Source organism: Bacillus sp. FSL K6-1284, assembly GCF_038002625.1.
GTDB classification, from domain to species: Bacteria; Bacillota; Bacilli; order Bacillales; family Bacillaceae; genus Bacillus; species Bacillus paralicheniformis.
In genome coordinates this window covers 3,818,216-3,830,710 of record NZ_JBBOCW010000001.1, presented here as the reverse complement: position 1 = coordinate 3,830,710, position 12,495 = coordinate 3,818,216, and the positions used below count along the sequence as shown (strand labels likewise).

Genomic DNA, 12,495 nt, shown 5'->3' with positions numbered 1-12,495 from the left:
TTTTTACATTTTAAGGAAACTGATTCATACGTAGTGATTCTTTTTAAATATTTGTGGAAGTGCGGGGAGTTTATTTGAAAATTTTAATGATCACACAAAATTTTTATCCTGAAATCGGCAGTGCAGGTAACCGGATGAAAACCATTTTCCTCATGTTGAAGCAAAAAGGTTATCATGTAGACGTTTTGACCACGGAGCCGACGTATCCTTCCAGAGACATTTATTCTCAAGAAGATTTTTGGAACGAACAAGATATCGATGTAGACCGAAACCAAGTTACTCGATTGTCAATTCAGAATAAAAAATATTCCTCCAACTTTTTTAGCCGACTTTTCTATTATCTTGAGATAATGTTGAAAATGTTTTTTTACGTTCAGAAGGATAAAAATCAATATGATATTGTGTTTGTAACTTCTCCGCCTATTTTTGTAGCCTTTGTCGGCTTAGTCGCTAAATATCGTTACAATGCGAAGTTGCTGTTGGATGTCAGGGATTTATGGCCGGAATCACTAAAAGGCGTTGGTGTATTTAATCGTTCTTATATTATTTGGATGTTTGAAAAAATGGAATCTACATTATACAAAAAAGCCGACCATATCATCATCAACAGCGAGGGATTTATAGACCATTTTAAAAATAAATGTGATGGTTTAACAAAAAAGTTGATATTCCTGCCGAATGCTGCAAGAAAAAAAGAAACGATGCTGGAAAAACGAGAGGGGGGCTCAATGTTTAATGTTGTTTATGCAGGTAATATTGGACTGGCTCAAGATGTCACAATTTTAATGCAGCTCGCAAAAAAGCTGAATGAACATCATATTTCATTAAACGTGATTGGCTATGGAGTGCAGAAACAGACTTTTACAGATTTTGTCCGGCGTCATAACCTTAAAAATGTAAAGCTTATAAAGCCGATGGGAAGACAAGATTGTTTAAACCGGATGTCACGCTGTGATGTGGGAATAGCAACACTGAATAATTCTAGGGTTTTTGAAACAGTACTTCCCGGTAAAATTATTGACTATTTAACATGCAGACTTCCCGTTGTCGCTTCATTGTCTGGATATTCCAAACAGCTGATTGAAAGTGAAAAAATCGGCTTTGTGACAAGCCGGCAATCAGTTGATGAAATGGTAAGTTATATTTTAAAGCTTTACAATGATCCAGAACTATTAGAGGAGATGCAGTCAAATTGCAGAGAATTTATCGAAAAAAAATTCTTGTGGGAAAACAATATTAACAAATTAACGAATTTGTTAGATCAAATGGCTAAAGGTTGATTATGATGAGAACAAAAGTTTGTATGTTTGTTTGGAACCATTTTACAAATGACGCAAGGGTTATGAGGGAATGTACAGCACTGTCTGAAGATACCTATGATGTTGATTTAATTTGTATCCACGATCCAAAAGATCCTAATCTTAAAACTTTTGAAGAATACAATGAACATTTTAGGGTGCATCGTGTAAAGAGATATCCGGTAAGTCTTCAGTTTTTCCAAATGATCATGAAGAAGTTAAGGCAGAATAAATTTTTGTTGCTGCTGGCTGCTCTCTTATGGCTGTTTTTCGTATATATGATGCCAATTCCTGTCATCATCTGTACTCTTTTTGCTTTAATTGTTCTCAAAACGAAACTGAAGACAGCGATTGTTAGAGGAAGCATCATTTTAAGAATGATTTTAAAAGGGGCGAAGCGGAAGTATGACATCTATCATTCAAATGATTTAAACACCCTTCCGCAAGGTTATATATGTTCAAAGTTCCGCTTGAAGAAAAAAAAGCTAATCTATGATTCTCATGAAGTACAAACAAGCAGAACGGGCTACGACAGCAGCTTTTACGGAAAAATGGAAGCTTTTTTGATTGAAAAAATTGATGCAATGATTGTCGAAAACCATACGAGAGCGAAGTATAATGAGGATCTTTACGGTTTTTATCCGCATGTAGTACACAACTATCCATTTAAGCAAATAGAAGAAAACAGTGAAAAAATCGATCTCCACAGCCTGTTGAACCTTCCGGAAAAGGAAAAAATTCTTTTGTATCAAGGGGGTATACAAACGGGAAGGGGACTTGAAAATCTCGTTAAAGCGGCTCCGAAATTTATCGAAGGAACAATAGTGTTTATTGGAGATGGCCGTATAAAACCCGATTTGGAAAAAATGGTTGATGAAATGGGAATCGAAGACAAGGTTAGATTTTTGCCGAAGGTTCCGTTAGCTGAACTCCCTAAATATACAAGAAATGCATATTTAGGTTTTCAAGTATTAAATAATGTGTGCTTCAATCACTATTCAGCTTCTTCAAACAAATTGTTCGAATATATGATGGCCGGGGTTCCGGTGGTTGCTTGCGATTTTCCGGAAATCAGGAGAGTGATAGAAGGAGAGAAGACAGGAATAATCGTTGATTCTCATGACCCAGATTCTATTGCTGAGGGCGTTAATAAACTGTTGAGCGCTCCGGATTTCAGAGAGGTTTTAAGTCGAAATAGTCTCAGAGCCAGGGATTTATACAACTGGGAACATGAAAAGGTTGCTTTTTTAAGAGTTTATAAAAACCTAGAGGTCAATGATTTGGCTCTTTAATAGGTACTATTTACTATTATTAATGATTTATTTTTGAAAAGGGGCGTAAAAATGATGAAAATTTGCACAATGGGACTTGGTTATATTGGTCTACCGACATCTATTATGTTTGCTAAACACAACGTTGAAGTCGTAGGGGTTGATATTAAACAGGAAGTTATAAACTCTTTAAATGCGGGGCTCATTCATATCGAGGAGCCGGGGCTGCAAGAAGCCTTAAATGAGGTCATTCGAAATGGAACCTTTAAAGCTTCACTGATGCCGGAGGAATCTGATGCGTTTATTATTTCAGTTCCAACCCCTAACCGTAATGATGAACATAGGTCCTGCGATTTAACTTATGTTCTGGATGCAGTTAAGACGGTCCTTCCATTCGTCAAAAAGGGCAACGTTATTATTGTTGAATCAACGATTGGACCAAGAAGCATGGATGATTATGTAAAACCTCTTGTGGAGGAAGCCGGTTTTGTCATTGGTGAAGATGTATATTTGGTTCACTGTCCTGAAAGGGTGCTTCCTGGGCAGATTCTTCACGAATTAGTATATAATAATCGTATTGTAGGCGGAATTACACGAGCTTGTACAGAAGCCGGAGCAAAAGTATACAGCACTTTCGTAAAAGGCGAGATTATCAAAACAAATGCTAAAACAGCAGAAATGTCCAAGCTAATGGAGAATACGTTCAGGGATGTAAATATCGCTTTAGCAAATGAACTTACAAAAGTATGTAACGAACTTGAGATAGACACGCTTGATGTTATTGAAATGGCAAATAAACATCCAAGAGTCAATTTACACACACCGGGACCGGGTGTGGGAGGCCATTGTCTGGCTGTTGATCCTTACTTTATTGTCGCCAAGGCTCCGGAAACTGCTAGATTAATTGACCTTTCACGTTCCATTAATACTTCAATGCCTTACTATGTAGTAGAAAGCGTTAATACATTGATGGAAAAGGCGAAAGGGAAAATAATTACCGTTTTTGGCCTCACTTATAAAGGAAATGTAGATGATATCAGGGAAAGCCCGGCTATGGAAATTTTAGAAATCTTAAAGGAACAAGGGGAATATGAAGTCAGAGCTTATGATCCGCATGTTAAAAAGGACTTTGTTTTCGCTGACATCGAGGAAGCTGTAGATCATTCAGATTTAATATTAATTTTATCCGATCACGATGAATTTAAAGAATTGGATTGGTCTCACTTGACTAAAATGTCAACTAAGCAGATTTTTGATACGAAAAACATCGTAAAAAATCGTTCAATTGATTTTAAATATATCAATTTTGGGAACCTTCATGAGTCAACAAATAAAGAGAAGATACTGGTATAGGTCATCAAAGCATTGTTCCGAATCGATAGAAATAAAGTGAATTGCAACAACTAGGAGGCAAAGCGTTGAAAAAAATAAAAGTCATGACCATATTCGGGACCCGGCCGGAGGCAATCAAAATGGCTCCGCTTGTCCTTGAACTTAAAAAATATCCTGATCACATCGAATCTTTGGTAACTGTTACTGCTCAGCATAGGCAGATGCTTGACCAAGTTCTAAGTGCTTTTGACATTCAACCTGATTTTGATTTGAATATCATGAAAGACCGGCAGACACTTGCTGATATTACCACACGCGCATTGTCGAAATTAAATGAATTGTTAATAGAACAAAAACCCGATATTGTGCTTGTACATGGTGATACAACAACGACTTTTGTCGGCAGCCTAGCTGCATTTTATAATCAAATTTCTGTCGGGCATGTAGAAGCAGGATTGAGAACGAGAAACAAATATTCTCCCTTTCCAGAGGAAATTAACCGTCAGATTACGGGTGTAATTGCTGATTTGCACTTTGCCCCTACAGAAAAATCTAAACAAAACCTATTAGAGGAAAACAAAGATCCTGCACAAATCTATGTTACAGGAAACACGGCAATAGATGCTCTAAAAACGACTGTCCGGGATGATTATCATCATGAAGTTCTTGATCAATTAGGGAATGACCGGATGATTCTTTTGACTGCTCATCGAAGAGAGAACATAGGCGAACCTATGGAAAACATGTTTCGCGCGATCAAAAGAATCGTTGAGGAGCACAATGATGTTCAAGTTGTTTATCCTGTCCACTTAAATCCCGTTGTAAGGGAAACAGCTGAAAAAATATTGGGAAGCTTGGACCGTGTTCATTTAATTGAGCCTTTAGAAGTGATTGACTTCCACAATTTCGCGTCAAAATCATATTTGATTTTAACCGATTCAGGGGGTGTACAGGAAGAGGCTCCTTCACTAGGGAAGCCTGTTCTTGTTTTGCGGGATACAACGGAAAGACCTGAAGGAATCGAAGCAGGGACATTAAAGCTAGCTGGTATAAAAGAAAATGTGATTTACACGCTGACGAAACAGTTACTAACAGATGAGGAAGAATACAAAAAAATGTCAAGGGCTTCCAATCCATATGGAGATGGACATGCATCCAAACGTATTGTGGAAGCTCTTCTCAGCTATTTTTCATGACCAACACACGGATAGTCTGCCATTTGGCAGACTATCCTCATTGATTAGACTTAGTTTTTATTCCCTCACTTATTCAGAGAAGGAGGAAGATACATTTGAAACCTGTTTTCTCAGAAACAGCTCCAAACGTAAACGAAAAAAACAACGAATTTTTGGGTTTAGACGATAATAATCCAATAAAATGGGAATATACCTCGGCTGTGGGGGATCATATTTTAGTCGCTGTTAAATCAAGTAATCTTGGTGACGCATATTTGACTGCTGTCGGAAAAAAAGTTGTGTATTTAAGGCATGACCTTGAAGAAGAGGCAGACATGAATATTGAGACGTTTGACACCATCCTTTTGGGAGATATTCTAAAGACCGTATTTGATTCTGAAAGGTATATTGAACGGTTAGCTCCATATCTATCATCGAAAGGAAGCTTTGTTCTTTGGACATTTATAAAAGATCTGAATCTCAATAATCTCCTGAATTTAGTCATAGCATCTTTTCAACTCGGATTTAATGTTAAAGTTTACAGCGGCAACAAATGGATCGGGTTAAAATTGCAACGAACTAATGACACAGCTGTTAACAGCTTATCAGAGATAATCTGCAGTATGATCGATACCCTTAATCTTCATGACAGGAAAGAAGTTCAGCCGTATGAGAAGCAGATATCTTCGTTGCTGAATGAAGTGACTGTGCTAAAAAAAGATCTGGTTGATGCATATAAGAAAGAAGAAAAATTATTACAGCAACAAAAGAAAATGGACAAGCAAATGAAGTATCTGGAGAGGCGTTATCAAGCACTCTCTTCATCAAAATTAGGACGTTTGACCCTTTTTTATTGGAAATTTAGAAAAAGAAGAGGTAATCGTTGATGTCGAATATTGATCAGCGTCTAACGACTATTAAACAAAAAATAGCTAGGTTGACAAAGGAAATTGCCGTTGATAAAGCCACTATAAGTGAGTTTAATCAAAATAAGAGTCTATCGGTTTTAAATAACAGGAAAAAGAAGCTTGCGGACTTAAGAAATAGTCAAACCGCTAAAAGTTCACCAGCATCTCGTCAAAACAATATTATGACACCGGCTGAAAAAGAAGCATACTTGCAGTTTTTAAAGAAAAATCACAAAAAAGGATACTATGAGGAAATTCAGGAGCAAATCAAACAACTTCCCGACAGCAATGGTTCAAAGTATTATAAGAAACTTGATTTAGAAGTTGGAATTATTGCAGATGAATTCTTATTTAAAAGCTTGGAAGACGCTGCGGGTTTTCATTATATTAATTATGAAAACTATAGAAATTTTGGTGACAAAATTGATGTTTTTGTTCTTGCTACTGCTTGGAGAGGGCTTGATGGATCATGGAAAGGCCTTGGTAATCCGAAAATAAAGAAAATAAGGGATCGAATCAGCAGCATTATTGAATTTTACAGAAGCAAGGATATTCCTATTGTCTTTTATTCAAAAGAAGATCCGGTTAATTATGAGTTTTATATCGACTTAGCTCAGCAAGCGGACCATATTTTTACGACGTGCCAAGAAGTTCTTGACGATTATCGAAGGGACTGTCCTTCAGCAAAAACGTTTGACGTATTGGAGTTTGGCGTTAACCCAATTTATCATAACCCGATTGGGACGAGAATGTTCAGAAGGCAGGATATACTATTTGCAGGCTCATGGTATCATAAATATCCAAACAGACAGCATGACAGCCGAATTCTCTTTGATGGAGTATTAAATGCAGGCCGTGAATTAACCATCATTGACCGCAATTTTTCATTACAGCTTCCTGCTCATTTTTATCCAAAGGAATATGTTCCTTATGTGGTGCCGTCAACAGATCATGAAACTTTGCAAAAAATTCATAAAATGTATGATTTTACATTGAATTTAAACTCTGTAAAAGACAGCAACACAATGTTTGCCAACAGGGTGTATGAATTACAGGCAATGGGTACGGTGGTGTTGTCCAACTACAGCATCGGAATAAATAGCAAATATCCAAACGTATTTTTGGCTCCCTCTAAAGGAGAATTGACTGATTACTTAAACTCATTATCTGCAAAAGAAATATACGAGCTGCAGATGCAAGGTGTCAGAAAGGTATTGAATGGTGAAACCGCATTTGACAGAGTCAATAAAATTGCGGAAATCACAGGGCTTAAAAAGCATAAATTCAATAAAAAAGTGCTTGTAGTCACCAAAAAAGATACACCTGAAATGAGAGAACAATTTAACCGTCAATCTTATCCATACAAAACATTTATGGAAGAAAAAGATGTGACTGAACAAGTTTATGCCGAGCATGATATGGTTGCATTTTTCGGTGAGGACTACTGTTATGGAGAATATTATCTCGAGGATATGATCAACGGTTTTAAATATACAGATTCAGACTATATTACAAAAGATGCTTACTACCGGTCGCCGCAAGAATATGTGCCTGGGGTCGAACATCAGTATGTAAATGAAATGAAGGATCGATACCGGACATTGTTCTGGAGAGAGTCATTTGATTGGAAATCGTTGAAAGATATACAGCCTGGCGAGCTTTTGAAAGGATATAGTATTGATCCTTTAGAGATTTTGACTGCCCTGGAGAATAAACAGGAGAATGAAATCAAAACTTATAAACTCTCGGTGATTATACCGACATATAACAATGGCGAGCATTTAAGGTATAAATGTTTTCAGAGTCTTTCCAGAAGCAGTATTTTTGAGGATATGGAGATTATAATCGTTGACGACGGATCTACAGATGGGTATACACCTTATATCGTTAAAAGGCTGCAGGAAAAATACCCCAATGTAAAAACGCATTTCTATCCTCAAGGGGGGAGCGGAAGTGCGTCAAGGCCGAGAAATAAAGGATTGGATCTGTCAACTTCAGAATGGGTAACATATCTTGACCCGGATAATGAAGCGATTAATGATGGTTATGCCGCTCTTTTAGAGGAGGCTAAAGGATCTTCATATGATATGGTAATCGGCGATATGGTTAGATTATCGGATCAAGTGCAGCTGTTTTCCTATTATAAAACCATGATGGGGTTCAATAATGGCAGAGCATCTCGGAAGGGACCACATGGGGAATTTCTTAAGAAAACTTATTTTAAGGCAATGAGTATCCAGGCTCTTGTTGCTAACAGAAAATGGCTAATGAATTCCGGCATTAAGATGGTTGAAGGTGCAATAGGGGAGGATACTCTCGTCTTTCATGAAATGATCCTCTCATCAAGGGCTTTTAAAGTCATTGATTTACCTATTCATATTTACTATGCAATGGTTGAAAACTCTTCAGTCAACAATATAAACAAAAGATTTTTTGAGCGATATGTGATGCTTGAAAAAGGGCGAATTGCTTGGTTGAAAAAAGAAGGACTGTTGGAAGATTATCAGGATATTCGCCTTGAGAACTATGTGAAGAATTGGTATATGGTTAAATTGACCATGGTAAATGAAGAGGAGAAAGATGAAGCAAGAAATCTTTTAGTGCAAATATTGAGGTTATATGAAGGAATGAAGTGGAAAGATCAAGATATTTTAAATTTATTAAAATCAGAAGTTTAGGTAAGGAGGGGGGACATCCCCCTTCCCCTTAATATTTTCCGGTTCTTTCATTTAGAATAGCCAAAGTCTCTTCTTTACTCATAGGATTATGCCCTTTTTCCTCATCATAATAGAAGTGACATTCAACTTTTTTTACATACGGTTTTTGTTTTGTGAGTTCAAAAATATCTTTAATAAAAGGATTAAAATGACGGTTAATATCATGTTCGCAGGCTAGATTTTGGTAATAAATGATATTGGGAATATAATTTATTTTTTTATATAATTCCGGAATATTCATCCTGTACCTTAAATGTTGTGGAAAATCTTCTAATCCCTTTTTTTTATATGATACCTCAAACATTTTCAAGACATGGCTTTGATAATAGTTGTACACGATAGTTTGTGGATTGTTGACCAGGGCGGTCGAGCCTTTGAACAGTCCGCTGAGGAATAGAGAGGTGTATCCCCCGGCTGAGCTTCCATAGAAAGTTGTTTTCTCCGGCTTTATTTTCAATATGTCAGCGATTTTGATAACGATGTTTGAAATGGTTTCTAAATAAAAATGTTCTTCATCCCCCTGTCCCCATCCAATATTTATATTTCCTAAATAAAGGGTCGGGTCATTATAAAATATGCTGGAGCAAGCGATTTCATCTGCCCACGAATGTCTGTGGAAAACAGGAAGTGAGTGTTTTTTCGGATCGATCGCTCCGGATCCAAGGACCAACAAAGCGTCAGAGGTCGATTTTAAATTCAGAAAAAATTCAAAATTAATTTGTTTATGTTCTACAATTAATATGAATTTCTCACCAAAGGCAAGAGACTCCTGTGATAAATTTTCCAATGAAGTAATTGTTTTTTTAATGTCCATAAAGTCCCCTTGTGATTAGTTTTTAATTAAAGATATCCGTATTTCTTTATTTTTGTCAAGATAGTCTAATTTATATATGAAATGACATGATGAAAAGTGTTTTTTATGACAAGAGTCATGGTTTTTTTCACATTTTTTGTATTGTTCCAAAAAAATAATAGTCTTTGCTTGAAATTTTGATATACTCATAAATGTCGGTTAAACATATCTCTTTGTAAGCCGATACAGAAAACTGAGAGATAAATAGAACAATAGAAGGGGGGAGTCTAATGAGAAAAATATCTTTAAAATTTGCAGTTTCTGTACTTTTTATCGGAATGTTGAGTTCAATCCTCGTCAATAAATCTTCAGGATATACGGATACTTCTACATATAAAGTAGAGACGTCTGCTGCGTTTCTCGGACAGGAAGACGCTGAAAAGAATTTGCAAAAACTGAAAGCAAATACTGGCTGGAATGCAGTGTATCAAAAAACAAATGATTATAAAAATGTTTATAATCTATATTCCGGTGGATTTCCTACAGAGTCGCGAGTCAAATTAAACCTGCAAGAGTTTGAAGAAAGCACTGGTATAAATGCCAATTACGTGGGGATCGGATCGAAAGATTATTATTACTATGTATCAAGCGGCGGCTTTTCAGGGAAATCTAAAACGGAATCAGTCGCTCAGTCTTTTACAAAGAAAACCGGGATTTCCGCATCAGTTGAACCGATAAGTACGACCAAGGATTATTATTATCAGATAGTCAGCGGCGGGTTTGTCGGGGAATCTAAAGTGAAAGATATTTTAAGTGCTTTCAAGAAGGAAACAGGCATCGATGGTACATATAAACCGATCGGCGATCCTGAAAAGTATTACACTTTGATAAGCGGCGGATTTAGCGGCGAATCAAAAGTGAAGAATATTTTGAGTGATTTTGAACAGAAAACCGGAATCAAGGGGACATATAAGCCTGTTGGTGATCCCGAAAAGTATTATATTCTGACCAGTGGCGGATTTAACAGTGAGTCTGCTGCAACAGCCAATCTTGAAAAATTTGAAACTGAGACAGGTATTAAAGGCCGCGTACAGCCAGTGGGAGATCCTGTCGAGTACTTCAACATCAGAACCGGCGGATTTGGAAGTGAGTCTCTTGTTAAAAAACATATTCAAGAGATCAAAGAGGCTATCAACTTAACTGCTGAATATGAGCAGCTGCCAAATTCAACATCATTTAGAATTTTATTTCATGATCTCAATTCTTCAGATCGGGAAAAAGCAGAACAGTATTTGACGAAGAAAAACTGGTGGTTTTCAACACAGAAAAGTGATAAACAAACGTATGACCGCTATAAAATCGTTTCCGATCCCGTGCTCGGAAAGGGTGCAGTAAATAAGGGTGTGGAGTTCTTTCAAAAGAATTCATGGTATGTGTCTTATAAAGAAACAGGAGAACAGGCATATACAAAATTCAAAATCTATTCTGAACCGATTCTTGGTGATACTCTGCTTGCCAAAGGATTAGATTTCTTTAAATCAAACAATTGGTATGCGGGCTATCAGGATACCGGGAAAACAGGATATACTCGCTTTAAAATATATTCCAATCCGGTGTTGGGAACGGGTCAGGTTAATAAAGGATTGGACTTTTTCAAAAAGAACTCATGGTATGCGGGCTACCAGAAGACCGGTGAAACCGGGTATTCATCATATCGGGTAGTATCTGATCAGGTTTTCGGCAAGGAGCAAGCCCAAAAAGGACTGGAATTCTTCAAGGCTAATAATTGGTGGGCTACAATTGTTAACACTGGAGAAACCGGATATTCCAGCTATAGAATTGAAACCGGAATGACTTTGCTGTATGATGACTTGCTGAAAGCTCAAGCCTTCTTTAAGGAAAAAGGCTGGTGGAATAGTTATACAAGCGAGCGACAATACCTTTATAAAATTGTCATTGATAATATCCAGGGATACAACAATGCATCTGCAACAGCCAACCAAATAAAAAGTAATTATGGGTGGACTGTCAACATTGTCAAAACAAAAGACGGTCCCCAAATCATGTATACAGATTACGGCCTCACCCTTGGTGAAATGTTGAAAAAGCAAATGAGTGTTAACCCGCAGACAGACTCTCCGGGCTATGTATCGCTTTCTTATATCAATACGGGCAACAGTACCGTAACGGCAGACTACCTAAATGTTAGATCTTCTCCGCAAGTGGCTAGCAACAACATTATAGGTATGCTAAATAAAGGTGATAGAGTCAGTATTGTCGGCACTGAAGGGAATTGGGCAAAAATTAACATGGGCTGGAGAAATGCAAGTGAAGTTGAGACCGCGTATTATATTAATCCGAATAACTTTTCAATGGACAGCAAGTATTACTTCCAGTTTTTGAAACTGTCTCAATATGCAGGTCTATCAGCCAGTGAAATTAACAGCAAAATATTAAAAGGTAAGGGAATTCTTGAAGGAAAAGGAGCAGCTTTTGTTGAGGCATCCAAAAAATACAGCATTAATGAATTGTATTTGATCTCTCATGCTCTTTTGGAAACCGGAAATGGAACTTCCCAATTAGCCAAAGGTGTCAAATATAACGGAAAAACGGTTTACAATGTGTACGGATATGGTGCATATGATTCTTGTCCGTTGGAATGCGGATCAAGAACTGCCTATGAGCAGGGGTGGGATACTCCTGAAAAGGCCATCATCGGCGGAGCCGAACTGATCGGCAAAAACTATATTCACAGAAGCGGCTTTCAGCAAGATACACTGTTTAAAATGAGGTGGGCCCCAACGGCCAGTCACCAATATGCAACAGATATCGGCTGGGCTTATAAACAAGTAAATCGGATGTACAGCTTATACACACTGCTGGACAATTATACGTTGTATTATGACGTTCCAAAATATAAATAGGCTAAAAGATCTGACGCATTGTTGCGTCAGATCTTTTTTAAATTGGAAAAGCCATTGTGATGTTTCATCATACACAA

At 37.2% G+C, this 12,495-nt stretch carries 8 protein-coding genes; 7 read left to right on the top strand and 1 reads right to left on the bottom strand.

Going from position 1 to position 12,495, the window contains the following annotated elements; all coding sequences use genetic code 11:
- The first annotated feature begins 74 nt into the window (after positions 1 to 74).
- From MHB72_RS19610 to MHB72_RS19585, 6 genes are all read left to right on the top strand, one after another.
- A complete protein-coding gene (locus MHB72_RS19610) occupies positions 75 to 1,280 on the top strand; it encodes a glycosyltransferase family 4 protein (RefSeq protein ID WP_025810688.1) in 1,206 nt (401 codons plus the stop codon).
- A 2-nt stretch (positions 1,281 to 1,282) separates the two neighbouring features.
- Positions 1,283 to 2,590 carry a glycosyltransferase gene (locus tag MHB72_RS19605; protein ID WP_023857171.1) on the top strand — a complete coding sequence of 436 codons (1,308 nt, stop codon included), beginning with the start codon at positions 1,283 to 1,285 and terminating at the stop codon, positions 2,588 to 2,590.
- Positions 2,591 to 2,644: 54 nt separating this feature from the next.
- On the top strand, positions 2,645 to 3,922 hold the full coding sequence (locus MHB72_RS19600) for a nucleotide sugar dehydrogenase (protein ID WP_216919679.1): 1,278 nt from the start codon (positions 2,645 to 2,647) through the stop codon (positions 3,920 to 3,922).
- Between the two features lie 65 nt (positions 3,923 to 3,987).
- On the top strand, positions 3,988 to 5,097 hold the full coding sequence (gene wecB / locus MHB72_RS19595; protein WP_023857173.1) for a non-hydrolyzing UDP-N-acetylglucosamine 2-epimerase: 1,110 nt from the start codon (positions 3,988 to 3,990) through the stop codon (positions 5,095 to 5,097).
- A 95-nt stretch (positions 5,098 to 5,192) separates the two neighbouring features.
- Positions 5,193 to 5,963 (top strand): hypothetical protein, encoded by a 771-nt coding sequence (locus MHB72_RS19590; RefSeq protein WP_254121899.1) that lies wholly within the window; start codon positions 5,193 to 5,195, stop codon positions 5,961 to 5,963.
- Entirely contained in the window at positions 5,963 to 8,662 is a 2,700-nt protein-coding gene (locus MHB72_RS19585; protein ID WP_216919407.1) for a glycosyltransferase, read from the top strand. Before MHB72_RS19590 ends, MHB72_RS19585 begins: the two co-directional genes overlap by 1 nt.
- A 28-nt stretch (positions 8,663 to 8,690) precedes the next feature.
- Here MHB72_RS19585 and MHB72_RS19580 read toward each other — a convergent pair whose 3' ends face one another.
- On the bottom strand, positions 8,691 to 9,515 hold the full coding sequence (locus tag MHB72_RS19580; protein ID WP_216919409.1) for a glycosyl transferase family 2: 825 nt from the start codon (positions 9,513 to 9,515) through the stop codon (positions 8,691 to 8,693).
- Positions 9,516 to 9,784: 269 nt separating this feature from the next.
- Here MHB72_RS19580 and MHB72_RS19575 point away from each other — a divergent pair, with 269 nt between their 5' ends.
- A complete protein-coding gene (locus tag MHB72_RS19575; protein WP_216919411.1) occupies positions 9,785 to 12,418 on the top strand; it encodes an N-acetylglucosaminidase in 2,634 nt (877 codons plus the stop codon).
- Positions 12,419 to 12,495: the final 77 nt, after the last annotated feature.

Coding starts and splice junctions, on each gene's coding strand:
- MHB72_RS19605 (WP_023857171.1), top strand. CDS start 1,283: ATGATGAGAACAAAAGTTTGTATGTTTGTTTGGAACCATTTTACAAAT.
- MHB72_RS19600 (WP_216919679.1), top strand. CDS start 2,645: ATGAAAATTTGCACAATGGGACTTGGTTATATTGGTCTACCGACATCT.
- MHB72_RS19585 (WP_216919407.1), top strand. CDS start 5,963: ATGTCGAATATTGATCAGCGTCTAACGACTATTAAACAAAAAATAGCT.
- MHB72_RS19580 (WP_216919409.1), bottom strand. CDS start 9,515: ATGGACATTAAAAAAACAATTACTTCATTGGAAAATTTATCACAGGAG.
- MHB72_RS19575 (WP_216919411.1), top strand. CDS start 9,785: ATGAGAAAAATATCTTTAAAATTTGCAGTTTCTGTACTTTTTATCGGA.